Below are 12,855 nucleotides of genomic sequence, written 5' to 3'. Positions count from 1 at the left end.
GCCGGATCAGTACTCGACGCGGAAGTCGCCGATCAGCCGGATGGTGTTGCCGTCCGGGTCGCGCAGGGTGCAGAGCTGGACGCCCTTGTTCACGTCCTCGACGTCGCCGGGCGCGAGGCCGCGTTCGGCCGCCTCGGCGCGGTGCGCGGGCAGGTCGTCGACGGCGAAGTTGACCAGTGCGGCGCCCGCACGCTCGGGGTCGGCGAACACCTGCACCCAGCCGCCCGGCACCACCTGCCACTCGACCAGCACCGGCATCGGGTGATTGTCGGGTTCCCGCCCGAAGAGCTTCGCGTACCAGGCGGCCGCGGTCTCGACGTCGGACACCGGGATGACGGCCAGCACGTGTTGGATCGTCACGGGCGCTCCTTTCGCAGTGCGTCACCGGTACCGACCGGCACCGGCGCCGTGACTCATCGCGGGGCGGAGACGAACGTGGGCCCCGGGCACGCGTGTGCGTGCCCGGGGCCCACGGTCACCCTGGTGGGACCTGCCGGTGTCCGCCTCAGGGCTGCTTCTGTCCCGGAATCCCCTCGTAGGCGATGTCGCCGGACTGGAGGTTCTTCTCGGTGAGGTCGACCAGACCGTCGAGGAACTTCTGCCGCTCGGTGACGACGTGCGCGATGGCGACGTCGACGTTGTCCTTGGTGATGGCCGGCATCACGTAGACGGGGTCGGTCTTGACCTTCTCGCCCTTGACCAGCGCGTCGGCGACGGCGAGGCCGGCGGACAGCTCGACGGTGCCGTTCTGCAGTGAGGTGCCGATGAACTCGCCGCTCTTGACGGCGTTCAGGCCGTCCTCGATGCCGTCGATGCCGACGATCGGGACGCCGTTGCGGCCGGCTTCCTTGAGGGCCTGCAGGGCGCCGAGGCCCATGTCGTCGTTCTGCGAGACGACGCCGTCGATCTGGGTGCCGAACGAGGAGATCCAGTTCTTCGTCTTGTTGACGGCCTCGTCGCGCTTCCAGTTGGCGGTGTCCTTGGCCAGCACCTTGATGTCCGGGTACTTGGCGAGCACCTGGTCGATGCCCTTGCCGCGGTTGATCTCGCCGGAGCCGCCGAGCGGTCCCTGCAGGATCACGATGTTGCCGCGGCCGCCGAGGCGGTCGGCCATCATCTGCATCTCCTGGGCACCGGCCGCCACGTCGTCGGGCTGTACGTTGCCCGCGAGGTCCGGGGTGTCCAGCGCGGCGTTGACCGCCAGCAGCGGGATGTTCTTCGCCTTGGCCGAGGCGACCTGCGGGCCGAGCGAATCCGCCTGCGCGGGAACGACGATGATCGCATCGACGCCCTGGTTGATCAGCGAGTCGACCTGGCTGGCCTGGGTGGAGACGTCGTTGTTCGCCGAGTTCCAGACCAGCTCGATGTTCTTGGCCTTGGCGTAGGCGTCCATGCCCTCCTTGCCCTCGGTGATGAACGAACTCATGTCGTACACCGTGACGCCGATGCGGGTGGTGTCGCTGTTGGCCTCGGTGTCACCGGCGCCGCACGCGGTCATGCTCAGTCCGAGCACGCCGGCCGCGGCGACCGCGCCGAGCTTGGTGGTCATCTTCATCGGTGTGATCTCCGTATCGTCGGTGGGGGTTTGGGGTCAGGGCTGCTTCTGGCCGGGAATGCCCTCGTAGGCGATGTCGCCGGTCTCGAGGTTCTTCTTGGTCAGGTCGCTGAGCCCGTCGAGGAACTGCTGGCGGTCGGTGACGACGTGCTGGATTGCCACGTCGACGTTGTCCTTGGTGATGGCCGGCATGACGTACACCGGCTCGGTGTTCACCTTCTCGCCCTTGGCCAGCGCGGCCGCGACGGCGAGACCGGCGGACAGTTCGACAGTGCCGTTCTGCAGCGAGGTCCCGATGAACTCGCCGCTCTTGACGGCGTTCAGGCCGTCCTCGATGCCGTCGATGCCGACGATCGGCACGCCCGTGCGGCCGGACTCCTTGAGGGCCTGCAGCGCACCGAGACCCATGTCGTCGTTCTCAGCGACCACGCCGTCGATCTGCGGGCCGAAGCCGGAGATCCAGTTCTTCATCTTGTTGACGGCTTCGTCGCGCTTCCAGTTGGCGGTGTCCATCGCGAGCACCTTGATGCCGGGGTTCTTGGCCAGCACGTTGTTGATGCCCTTCGTGCGGTCGAGTTCGCCGGACTGCCCCAGCGGTCCCTGCAGCACCACGATGTTGCCGCGGCCGCCGAGGCGGTCGGCCATCATCTGCATCTCCTGCTCGCCGGCCGCCACGTCGTCGGGCTGCACGTTGCCCGCGACGTCGGGGCTGTTGAGCGCCGCGTTCACCGGAACGAGCGGGATGCCCTTCTCCTTGGCCGAGGCGACCTGCGGGGCGAGCGAATCCGCCTGCACGGGAACGACGATGATCGCGTCGACGCCCTGATTGATCATCGAGTCGACCTGGTTGGCCTGCGTGGACACGTCCAGGTTGGCCGAGTTCCAGACGATCTCGATGTCGTTGGCCTTGGCGTAGGCGTCCATGCCCTCCTTGCCGGCGGTGATGAACGAACTCATGTCGTACACCGAGACGCCGACGCGGGTGGCGCCGCTGTTGGCCTCGGTGTCACCCGCGCCGCAGGCCGTCACGCCGAAGCTCAGCGCGGCGGCCGAGGCAACCGCGAACATCTTCGTTCCCAGTCTCATGTCTCTTCCTTCGTTTCTCGATGGGTGGTGCTGGGGTGGTGCTGGAGGTGCTGCGATGTGTCGGTGCCGTGCGTGCCCGGTTCCCCGGGCGGTCACGTTCGGCGGCGGGAGGACCACACGTCGACCGCGACGGCGGCGACGATGAGCACGCCCTTGATGACGTCCTGCCAGTAGGCCGGCACGACGAGGATGTCGAGTCCGTTGTTGAGTGTCTGGATCATCAACAGGCCCAGCGCGGTTCCCCAGATCGTGCCGCGCCCGCCCATCAGGCTCGCGCCGCCGATCACCACGGCTGCGATCGCATCGAGTTCGTAGCCCTGGCCCAGGTTCGGCGGGCCGGAGATGACGCGCGAGGCGAGCATCACCCCGGACAGGCCGGCCAGCAGACCGGAGAACGCGTAGACGCTGAACAGGACGTTCTTGGCGTTGATGCCGGCGATCTCGGCGGCGTTGCGGTTGCCGCCGACGGCGTACACCCGCATGCCGTAGGTGGTGCGCTTCATCACGATCGCCAGCGCGATGATGCCGAAGATCATGAGCAGCACCGGAATCTGCAGCCCGAGGATCTTGGTGTTGGCGATCGAGCCGAACTCGGCGGGCAGACCGTTGATCGGCGCGCCCCCGCCGATCACGTAGGCCATGCCCGACCCGGCGGTGAGCGTGCCGAGCGTCGCGATGAACGGTGGCACGTTGAGCCGCGACACCATCAGCCCGTTGAGGCAGCCGACGGCGAGACCGACCAGCATGGCGACCAGCACGGTCAGCCACACCTGACCCGGGTTGGCCTTGGCGGTGGCGGCGCCGGCCATCGCGGACACCGCGATGACGCTGCCGACCGACAGGTCGATGCCGCCGGTCAGGATGACCAGCGTTTGCCCCAGTGCGATGAGCGCGAACGGCGCCGCGGCCACCAGGATCGTGACGAGGTTGTCCGGCGTGCTGAAACGCGCGCTGCGGTAGGAGAAGTACGCGATGACGAGCAGCATCACGATCACCATCGCGTAGCGCAGCGCGAGCCCGGAGAACCACTGTCGGGAGAACAGCCGCACGGGTTCACCGGTGGTGGCGGACACCGCGGTCACCCCACCTTCCGGTGGCTTCTGCTCGGCGGTCGGCGTGGTCACGATGCTGCCTCCTGATCGTTCGTCTGCGGCTCGAGGGCGGTGGCCAGGCGGAACACCGATTCCTGCACGGCCGGGTGGTCGAGGTCGTCACGGTCGAGTTCGCCGACCAGCGCGCCGCCGCGCATGACGAACGCGCGGTGCGAGAGTCCGACGACCTCGGGCATGTCCGAGGACGCCATGAGCACGGCCATGCCCTGGGCGGCGAATTCGGTGATGATGCGGTAGATCTCGCTGCGGGCGCCGACGTCGACGCCGCGGGTGGGCTCGTCGAGCAGCAGCACGTTGACGGTGCCGGTGAGCCAGCGCGCGAGCACCACCTTCTGCTGATTGCCGCCCGACAGCGTGCCGACCTCCTGGCCGAGGCCACGGCTGCGCAGGCGCACCGACGACATCACGTCGGAGACCGCCTTGTTGCGCGCCTTCGCGCGCAGCCAGCCGGCGATGGAGAACGACGACAACCGCGGCAGCGAGCCGTTGTCGAGCACGCTCATCGACAGCACGACGCCGGAGAGCTTGCGGTCCTCGGGCACCATCGCCATGCCGGCGGAGATCGCGGCGGCCGGTTGGTTGCGCTTGACGGCGCGGCCGGACACCTCCACGGTCCCCGCGGTGGTCTTGCGGGCACCGAAGATGGCCTCCAGCAATTCGGTTCGCCCGGCGCCGACGAGGCCGGCCAGGCCGACGATCTCACCGGCGCGGACGTCGAACGACACCGGTCCGGACGCACCCTCGACCTGGAGGTCGCGCACGCGCAGCACCGTGTCGGTGCCCGGGGTGGGCCGGTCGGGGAACAGCGCGTTGAGTTCGCGGCCGATCATCGCGGTCACGATGTCGTCGTCGGTGACGTCGGCGATGCCGCGGTCCAGGATGAGCCCGCCGTCGCGCAGCACGACGACGCGGTCGGCGATCGCGCGGATCTCGGCCATCTTGTGCGTCGTGTACACCATGGCGACGCCGTGCTCGCGCAGCCGCCGGACGATCTTGTACAGGCCCTCGACCTCGCGTTCGGAGATCGCCGACGTCGGCTCGTCGAGCATGACGACCTGCGCGCCGGTGCGGGCGGCCTTGACGATCTCGACGATCTGGCGCAGACCCACCGGCAGGCTGCCCATGCGGGCGGTCGGCGGGATCGACACGTCGAACACCGCCAGGGTGTCCTCGGCCTCGCTGATCATCGCCCGCCGGTTCAGGAACGGACCGACCGTGAGTTCGCGCCCCACGAACAGGTTCTCGTAGACGGTCATGTCCTCGATCGACGCGAGTTCCTGCGGCACGATGGCGACACCGTGCCGGACGGCGTCGCGGGTGTTGCCGGGGGCCAGCTCGGTGCCCTTCACCGACACGGTGCCGGAGTCCGCGGTGTACTGGCCGCTGATGATCTTCATCAGCGTCGACTTGCCCGCCCCGTTCTCCCCCGCGAGTGCGGTGACCGTCCCGGGGGCGAGGTCCAGGGTGATGCCGGCGAGCACCGGAACGCCACCGAAGCTCTTGGTGATGTCCGCGCACTCGAGGACGGTGTCGGTGCCCTTGCTGGGCGCGGGTCGGGTCATCGCGGATCTCCTGCCGTGATCAGCACTTTGACGTTCTCCGGATCGGCCGACGCGGTGAAGGCCTCGGCGGCGTGGTCGAGGTCGTAGCGGGCGCTGACGATCTCCTCGACCGGCACCGTGCCCGACCGCAGCAGTGCGATGGCGGCATCGAAGTCAGAGCGTACGTACATCAGGTTGCCGACGAGGGCGAGTTCGCGGTCCTGGATCAGATTGAGGGGCACGGTGGTCGGGCCCTCGGCGACGCCGACGATCATCACGGCACCGCCCTTGTCGACGAGATCGACGGCCTGGGCCACCGACCCCTCCCGGGAGACGCAGTCGATCACGACGGCGGCCGGACCACCGAGCAGGGTCAGGGCGTGCTCGACGGCACCGTCGGCGCTCGGGTCGAACGTGCCGACGGCGCCGAGGCGTTCGGCGCGGGCGCGCTTGGACGCCAGCAGGTCGGCGACGACCACGCGCGCGCCGGCGTGGCGGGCGGCGAGCAGCGCGAACAGCCCGATGGGGCCCGCGCCGATGACGACGACCGCGCGGTCGGTGAGGTCGCCGACGAGGTCGACGGCGCGGCGCACGGTGTGCACCGGCGTGGCGAGCGGCTCGATGAGGATGGCGTGGGTGTCGTCCATGTCGTCGGGAACCGGCACCAGCCGGTCGGTCGCGACCGTGAAGGAGTCGCCCAGGGCGCCGGGCGTCTGGCAGCCGAACACCAGCAGGTCACGGCAGATGTTGTAGCGCCCGGCGCGGCACTGCGTGCACTGTCCGCACGCCAGATTCGGTTCCAGCGCAACGCGTCTGCCGACCCAGGCCTCGTCGACGCCGGCACCGACGGCCTCGACGACGCCGACGGCCTCGTGCCCGGGCCGGTAGGGCAGGTCGATGAACGGGTGACGTCCGCACGCGGCGTGCAGGTCCGAACCGCACACGCCGACGACGGTGGTGCGCACGCGGGCCTCGCCGGCGGCCGGCTCCGGCCGCGGGACGGTCTCGAAGACGACGTCGTCGAGCGCGTTGACGACCACGCGGCGGATGGTCGCGGTGGCGGTGGGCGTCACCATACGGTGTAACCGCCGTCGGCGACGAGGACGGAACCGGTGATGAACGAGGCGGCGTCACTGGCGAGGAACACCACGCTGGGGGCGATCTCCTCGGGCATGGCGTAGCGCAGCAGCGGCGCGTCGTCGATCCAGTGCTGCTTGAACTCCGGCCGGTCCACCGGCGCCATGTCGGTCTTGCAGTAGCCCGGCGCCAGCGCGTTGACCCGGATGCCGAGCGGACCCCATTCGGCCGCCAGCGATTTGGTGAGGTGGTGCACCGCGGCCTTGGAGGCGTTGTAGGCCGGTTGCCACTGCGGGCGGTTGACGATCATGCCCGACATCGAGCCGATGTTGACGATCGAACCCGACCTGCGCTCGCGCATGTGCTTGCCCGCGGCCAGCGAACAGGCCCACAGTGCCTTGACGTTCAGGTCGAACACGTCGTCCCACTGCTGTTCGGTGACGTCCCAGGATTCGGCGTGGTAGCAGGTGCCGGCGTTGTTGACCAGGATGTCGAGGTGGCCGAGCGCGTCGATGGCCTCGGCGGTCATGCGGTCGACGTCCGCCTGGCGGGTGATGTCGGCGGTGATCGGGTGCATCTCGTGGCCGGCGGCGGAGAACTCGGCGGCCACCTTCTCGTTGCGTTCGGCGTTGCGCCCGGAGAACGCGACGCGCGCACCGGCCTGGGCCAGGCCCAGCGCGAAGGCCTTGCCGAGGCCCTGGTTGCCGCCGGTGACCAGGGCCGTGCGGCCGGTCAGGTCGAAGGGGTTCATCAGGCTCATGTGGGTCGTGCTCTCACTCATTCCGGACGGACGATGGACTTGAGGCTGGCGGGATCGGTGTCGCTCTCCAGCGCGTCGGCGACGTGGTCGAGGTCGTAGCGGCCGGTCACCATACCGTCGAGGTCGACGGCGCCGCTGGCCACCAGGTGGATGGCGGCGGGCCAGGTGTCGGTGTAGCGGAACACCCCGGTCACCGTGATCTCCAGGTTGGCGATGTGGCTGACCGGAAGGGGGTACTCGTCGGCGCCCATCCCGACGAGCACGACGTGACCGGCGGGCCCGACGGCCTTGATGCCGCTGCTCACGGCGACGGGCACGCCGGTGGCGTCGACGAACGCGTCGACCGGTTCGATGCCGGTGACGTCGACCTCGGTGGGGTCGAGGACCTCGGTGGCGCCGAACTGCAGCGCCTTCTCCCGGCGTGACGCGACGAGGTCGGTGACCACGATGCGCGACGCGCCGAAGGCCCTCGCGGCCTGGGCGCAGATGACGCCGATCGGACCGGCGCCGGCGATCAGGATGGACGAGCCGGGCACGACGTGCGCCTTGCGCATGGTGGTGATGGCGACCGACAGCGGCTCGAGCAGGGCGGCGGCCTCGTCGGACATCGAGTCCGGCACCGGGTGGGCCATGTCGTCGTCGATGGTGACGTAGCGGCAGAAGGCGCCGTCGACGGGCGGCGTGGCGTAGAACTTCATCTCCGGGCACAGGTTGTAGCGGCCGGCCTTGCACTGCCGGCACCGCCGGCACGGGTGCTGCGGCTCGACCGCGACGCGCTGACCGACCCGGGCGGGGTCGACGCCCTCGCCGACCGCGGCGATCCGGCCGGACAGCTCGTGACCGAGGATCATCGGCTCGTCGACGACGAAGTCGCCGATGCGGCCGTGCCGGTAGTAGTGCACGTCGGAGCCGCACACCCCGACGGCGGCGACCTCGACGAGCACCTCGCGCGGGCCGGGGGTCGGCACGGGACGGTCCTCGATGCGCAGCGTCTCCACGCCAGTCATCACGCTGGCGCGCATGGTGCCCCGGGGCAGTGTCTCGGTCACATCGCTTCCTTTCGGTCGGCGGTCAACAGGGCGCGTCCGACGACCAGCTGTTGGGCGCCGGCCGTGACGCACAGGGGTGCGATCTCTTCGGTGACACCGCCGTCGACCATCACCGGGAGTTCGGGCTCGCGGGTGGCGCAGGCGGTGACGAGGTTCAATCTGCCGATGCGGCAGCGGTCCTGGGTTCCGGGTTCGATGAGCATCGCCAGCACGCCGTCGGGCCGGGCGGGCCAGCCGGGATCGCCGGTGACGCCGTCCCATTCGTCCCACAGCGCGATCCACGCGTGGGCTCCGGCGCGCCGAACGGTTCCGGCCCGGTCCTCGTCGAAGGCTGCCCAGGGCAGGATGACCCGCGCCGGAGACGTCGCGAGCACGTCGGCGAGGACGTCGTCGACGAAGCGGGGCGAGCCGATCAGGTGGACGTCGGTGCGCCGCGGGTGCACGACGCGGGCGATGTCGCGCAGTTCGTCGAGGCCGACCCCGGCCGGCAGCCCCTCCGAGGCGGCCATGACGTCGACGTGCACGGCGACGCCGGCCTCGGCCAGCGCCGCGGCGGTCGCGGGGCGGGTGCCGGGCGCGGCGGCGTAGACGGACCCCGCGATCATGCCCGGGTAGCGGTGGTGCCAGGACGAGAGGACGACCGTCATGCCGGCACCTCCGCGTCGAGGGCGGTGAGCGCGGCGAGGTCGGCCCAGCGGGCGCGCAGCCCGTCGAGATCGCGGCCGGTGGCGCGCGGCGAGACGTGGCGACGGACGGTGGGTTGCCACCGCTTGGCGAGGTCGCGCAGCGTGCCGGTGTCACCGCCGGCGGCGACGGCGGCGGCCTGGACGCACGCGCCGCGGGCGGTCGCCTCGTCGGCGTCGAGCACGGTGACCGGCTCGCCGAGCAGGTCCGCGAGCAGCTGCAGCGTCGCCGGCGAGCGGGTGCCGCCGCCGACCGCGACCGGCGTGCCGTCGAGCGGGACGCCGCACGCCCGCAGGTGGGTGCGGGCGGCGGTCAGGGACAGCAGCGGCCCCTCGAGGAAGGCGCGCGCCAACTCGGCGCGGGTGGTGTGCGACGAGACGTCGGCGACGGTGCCGCGGGCGTTCGGCCGGTTGGGTTTCCGCTCCCCGTCGAGGTACGGCACCACGACCGGGCCACGCGCGTCGCCCGCGGACAGTGCGAGGTCGGCGAGGCCGGCGAGATCGGTGCCCAGCATCGCGGCGGCGGCGTCGCCGACGCGTGCGGCGTTGAGCGTGCTGACCAGCGGCAGGTAACCGCCGGTGAGGTCGGCGACGCCGTCGACCATGCCGGACGGGTCGGCGACGGGCGTGCGGGTCGACGTCGCCACGACGCCGCTGGTGCCGATGCCGATGTACTGGTCGCCGTCCTCGAGGCCGAGGCCCAGGTAGGCGGCGTGCTGGTCACCGCCACCCGGCCCGACCGCGACGCGCCCGTTGGGCAGCCCCAGCGCCTCGGCCGCCTCGGCGCGCACGGTACCGGCCGGTTCGCTCGGGGCCAGCACCGTCGGCAGCAGTGCGGTCCAGTCACGCGGGCCGGCGGCCAGCTCGAGGTACTCGGGGACGTATTGGCCTGCCGCACAGTCGAAGTAGCCGGTGCCGGAGGCCTCGGACCGGTCGGTCACCCGGGCGCCGGTCAGCCAGAAGGTGAGGTAGTCGTGCGGCAGCAGCATGGTGGCGGCCCGGTCGAGCACGTCGGGTTCGTGCTCGGCGAGCCAGGCCACCTTGGCGATGGTGAAGGCCGCGGTGGGCAGCGACCCGATGCGGCGGATCCAGCGCTGGGCGCCGATCCGGTCGGTCAGTGCGGCGAGGTTCGGCGCGCCCGTGGTGTCGTTCCACAGCTTGGCCGCGCGCAGCGGGGTTCCCTCGCGGTCCAGCAGCACCAGCCCGTGGCACTGTGCGGCCACCGCGATCGCGCGGACGTCCGGGGTGTCCGGACACGCCGCGAGGGCCCGGCGGGTGGCCATGACGAAGGCATCCACCCAGTCGCGTGGATGTTGTTCGCTGCAGGGCGGATACGCGGGCGGGTGCGGTGCCGAGCCGGTGGCGACGAGCCTGCCGGTGGTGAGGTCGCGGACCTCGACCTTGCAGGACTGGGTCGAGGAGTCGACGCCGAGGACGACGGGCGCGCTCATGCGGACACCACCGGGGCGTCGTCGCCGGGACGGCGCCCGCGGGACCCGACGCCGCCCGCGGGGTGGCTGTCGACGACCTCGTCGAGGGTGTGGCCGCGGATGGCCATCGCGGTCACCGCCACCGCGTCGCCCCACGCGCCGACGACGAGCGTGCTCGCCATGGCGATCATGTCGCCCGGGTCGGCGCCGGACGGGGTGGCGGGCAGCGCGGCGACGCTGCCGGCGGCACGGGCGAAGGGCGAGTCCGGCGTCTCGGTCACGGCCACGACGTGCACGCCGCGTCGGCCGAGGCGGTCGACGAGCCGCGTGAGTTCCTGACTCTGGCCGGTCTTGGAGACGGCGACCACCAGGTCGGTGGCGGTGATGGCGCCCATGCCGCCGTGCAGGGCGTCCATCGACGGCAGGTAGACCGCAGGCGTGCCGCACACCGAGAGCAGATGGGCCAGGCGCTCGGCCATGATCCCCGAGGTGCCCGAACCGGTGGTGACGACCTTGCCGGTGGTGGCGATCATGCGGCGGGCCACCTCGACGACGCTAACTTCCACCGAGCCCGCCAGGCGCGCGACGGCCGCGGCCTCACGGGCGAGCACCGCGCCGGCGAGCGTGGTGAGCGCAGCGTCGTCGGTGGCCATGCGTGTCGAATCTCCGATTTCCCTGACTGCGCTCATATGTTGACTCGAACACTCAGATGTTCGTTGTGGTGTGGATCATGCAACCCCTATGCTCATATGTCAATGCGGCTGCACATATGTGCAACCGCGCGTCAGGCGCTGGTCAGCAGAGCACGAGAGGGGCTTCGTGCGGAGCACGGAAGGGGCATCGTGGGACCCGATGAGCTGTTCCAGCGCGCGGTGATCGCCCGGCGCTACTACCTCGAGGGCCGCACCCGCATCCAGATCGCCGAGGAGTTCGGGCTCTCGCGCTTCAAGGTCGCGCGCATGCTCGACGAGGCCATCGAGTCCGGCATGGTGGAGATCAAGATCCACAATCCGGGCGCCATCGACGTCGAGCTGTCCACGGCGCTGCAACGCAAGTACGGCCTCGAACACGCCTACGCGGTGGCGGCCGAGACCAGCGACGCCGCCGACCGCGTCGACGCGGTCGCCAAGGCCATGGCCGAACTGCTGCAGTCGATCCTGCGCGACGGCGACGTGATCGGGGTCGACTGCGGGCGCACGCTGACCACCATCGCCGGCCACCTGACCGCGCTGCCGCGGTGCGACGTCGTGCAGCTGACCGGGATGGCGGGCGCCATCACCCACAGTGGGGTGGATCTGGTCCGTCGGATCAGCGAGGTCAGCGGCGGTGACGCCTGGCCGCTGTACGCGCCGCTGGTGGTGCCGGACGCCCGCACCGCCGAGAGCCTGGGCGTGAACCCGCAGATCCGCGAGACCTTCGCCCACCACGAGAAGGTCACCTGCGCCGTCGTGTCGGTCGGCGCCTGGCGTCCCGGCGCGTCGCAGGTGCACGGCTCGCTGCCCGACGAGGAGTGCGCCGACTTCAACGCCGCCGGCGTGGTGGCCGAGACCTGCGCGCTGCTGCTCGACGACGACGGGAACCGGGTGGCCGGACTCGACCAGCGCCGCATGGGCATCGACGAGACCCTGCTGCGCGCGATCCCGACCCGCATCGCGCTGGCCACGGGACCGGAGAAGGCGATCGCGACGCGCGCCGTGCTGCGATCCGGGTTGGTCTCCTCGCTCGTCACCGACAGTGACATCGCCGCAGCAGTGCTCGCCTGACGCAGCACCGACCGAAGGGAACGACCGTGACCGATTCGACCGAGCCCGTGGTGGACCTCGACTTCCGTCTGGAGGACAAGGTCGCCCTCGTGACCGGCGGCGCCTCCGGCATCGGCGCCGCCATCGCGTCGGCGTACGCCGCCAAGGGCGCCCGCATCGCCGTGGTCGACCTGAACGGCTCGGGCGCCGCCGAGCACGCCGAGAGTCTGCCAAAGAGCCGCGGATTCGGTTGCGACGTCAGCGATCCCGCCTCGGTGACCACTGCCGTCGACGCGGTGATCGCCGAATTCGGCCGCATCGACGTGCTGGTGAACAGTGCCGGCGTGGCCCGACTGGCGCCGGCCGAGGAGCTGACGCTGGCCGACTGGGACGCCACCATCGCGATCAACCTCAAGGGGACCTTCCTGATGTGTCAGGAGGTCGGCAGGCACATGCTGTCGGCCGGCCGCGGCGCCATCGTCAACCTCGCCTCGCAGGCCGCCAGCGTCGCGATCGACCAGCACGTCGCCTACTGCGCGTCGAAGTTCGGCGTGCTGGGCATCACCAAGGTGCTCGCCACCGAGTGGGCCGGGCGCGGCGTGCGGGCCAACAGCATCTCCCCCACCGTGGTGCTCACCGACCTCGGCATCAAGGCCTGGGACAACCCCAAGGGCGAGGCGCTGAAGACGCTGATCCCCGCGGGACGCTTCGCCTACCCGGCCGAGATCGCCGCCGCTGCCGTGTATCTCGCCTCGGACGCCGCAGCGATGGTCAACGGAGCGGACCTCGTCGTCGACGGCGGCTACACGATCAAGTAGCC

General features: G+C 70.8%; 13 protein-coding genes. 2 read left to right on the top strand and 11 right to left on the bottom strand.

Annotation, left to right across the window (positions count from 1 at the left end):
* Positions 1 to 6 precede the first annotated feature (6 nt).
* From FZ046_RS20095 to FZ046_RS20045, 11 genes are all read right to left on the bottom strand, one after another.
* Positions 7 to 360 carry a VOC family protein gene (locus tag FZ046_RS20095; RefSeq protein WP_070353182.1) on the bottom strand — a complete coding sequence of 118 codons (354 nt, stop codon included), beginning with the start codon at positions 358 to 360 and terminating at the stop codon, positions 7 to 9.
* Between the two features lie 145 nt (positions 361 to 505).
* Positions 506 to 1,555 (bottom strand): sugar ABC transporter xylitol/L-sorbitol-binding protein XypA, encoded by a 1,050-nt coding sequence (gene xypA, locus FZ046_RS20090; protein ID WP_070353181.1) that lies wholly within the window; start codon positions 1,553 to 1,555, stop codon positions 506 to 508.
* A 36-nt stretch (positions 1,556 to 1,591) separates the two neighbouring features.
* On the bottom strand, positions 1,592 to 2,641 hold the full coding sequence (locus tag FZ046_RS20085) for a substrate-binding domain-containing protein (RefSeq protein WP_070353180.1): 1,050 nt from the start codon (positions 2,639 to 2,641) through the stop codon (positions 1,592 to 1,594).
* 92 nt (positions 2,642 to 2,733) lie between these two features.
* The gene (locus tag FZ046_RS20080) at positions 2,734 to 3,765 is read right to left on the bottom strand and encodes an ABC transporter permease (RefSeq protein WP_070353179.1); all 1,032 of its coding nucleotides are present in this window, start codon (positions 3,763 to 3,765) and stop codon (positions 2,734 to 2,736) included.
* The gene (locus FZ046_RS20075) at positions 3,762 to 5,315 is read right to left on the bottom strand and encodes a sugar ABC transporter ATP-binding protein (protein WP_070353178.1); all 1,554 of its coding nucleotides are present in this window, start codon (positions 5,313 to 5,315) and stop codon (positions 3,762 to 3,764) included. Before FZ046_RS20075 ends, FZ046_RS20080 begins: the two co-directional genes overlap by 4 nt.
* Positions 5,312 to 6,370 carry a zinc-dependent alcohol dehydrogenase gene (locus FZ046_RS20070; RefSeq protein WP_070353177.1) on the bottom strand — a complete coding sequence of 353 codons (1,059 nt, stop codon included), beginning with the start codon at positions 6,368 to 6,370 and terminating at the stop codon, positions 5,312 to 5,314. The genes FZ046_RS20075 and FZ046_RS20070 overlap by 4 nt, the downstream gene beginning before the upstream one ends.
* Complete coding sequence (locus FZ046_RS20065; RefSeq protein ID WP_070353176.1) at positions 6,364 to 7,131, bottom strand: SDR family NAD(P)-dependent oxidoreductase; 768 nt, start codon at positions 7,129 to 7,131, stop codon at positions 6,364 to 6,366. Before FZ046_RS20065 ends, FZ046_RS20070 begins: the two co-directional genes overlap by 7 nt.
* A gap of 17 nt (positions 7,132 to 7,148) precedes the next feature.
* Positions 7,149 to 8,138: an NAD(P)-dependent alcohol dehydrogenase gene (locus tag FZ046_RS20060; RefSeq protein WP_176749561.1), complete on the bottom strand. Its 990-nt coding sequence runs from the start codon at positions 8,136 to 8,138 to the stop codon at positions 7,149 to 7,151.
* 38 nt (positions 8,139 to 8,176) lie between these two features.
* Entirely contained in the window at positions 8,177 to 8,827 is a 651-nt protein-coding gene (locus FZ046_RS20055) for a beta/alpha barrel domain-containing protein (protein ID WP_070353174.1), read from the bottom strand.
* Complete coding sequence (locus FZ046_RS20050) at positions 8,824 to 10,314, bottom strand: xylulokinase (RefSeq protein ID WP_070353173.1); 1,491 nt, start codon at positions 10,312 to 10,314, stop codon at positions 8,824 to 8,826. Before FZ046_RS20050 ends, FZ046_RS20055 begins: the two co-directional genes overlap by 4 nt.
* A complete protein-coding gene (locus FZ046_RS20045) occupies positions 10,311 to 10,946 on the bottom strand; it encodes an SIS domain-containing protein (RefSeq protein ID WP_083298218.1) in 636 nt (211 codons plus the stop codon). Before FZ046_RS20045 ends, FZ046_RS20050 begins: the two co-directional genes overlap by 4 nt.
* A gap of 189 nt (positions 10,947 to 11,135) precedes the next feature.
* Here FZ046_RS20045 and FZ046_RS20040 point away from each other — a divergent pair, with 189 nt between their 5' ends.
* Together FZ046_RS20040 and FZ046_RS20035 are read left to right on the top strand one after the other, a co-directional pair.
* Entirely contained in the window at positions 11,136 to 12,056 is a 921-nt protein-coding gene (locus FZ046_RS20040) for a sugar-binding transcriptional regulator (protein WP_070353171.1), read from the top strand.
* 26 nt (positions 12,057 to 12,082) lie between these two features.
* Positions 12,083 to 12,853, top strand: coding sequence for a GolD/DthD family dehydrogenase (locus FZ046_RS20035; RefSeq protein ID WP_070353170.1), 771 nt, complete (start codon positions 12,083 to 12,085; stop codon positions 12,851 to 12,853).
* Positions 12,854 to 12,855 lie beyond the last annotated feature (2 nt).

Source organism: Mycolicibacterium grossiae (genome assembly GCF_008329645.1).
In the GTDB taxonomy this organism is placed as follows: Bacteria; Actinomycetota; Actinomycetes; order Mycobacteriales; family Mycobacteriaceae; genus Mycobacterium; species Mycobacterium grossiae.
The sequence above is the reverse complement of the archived record's forward strand: the minus strand, read 5'-3'. Positions and strand labels throughout refer to the sequence as shown.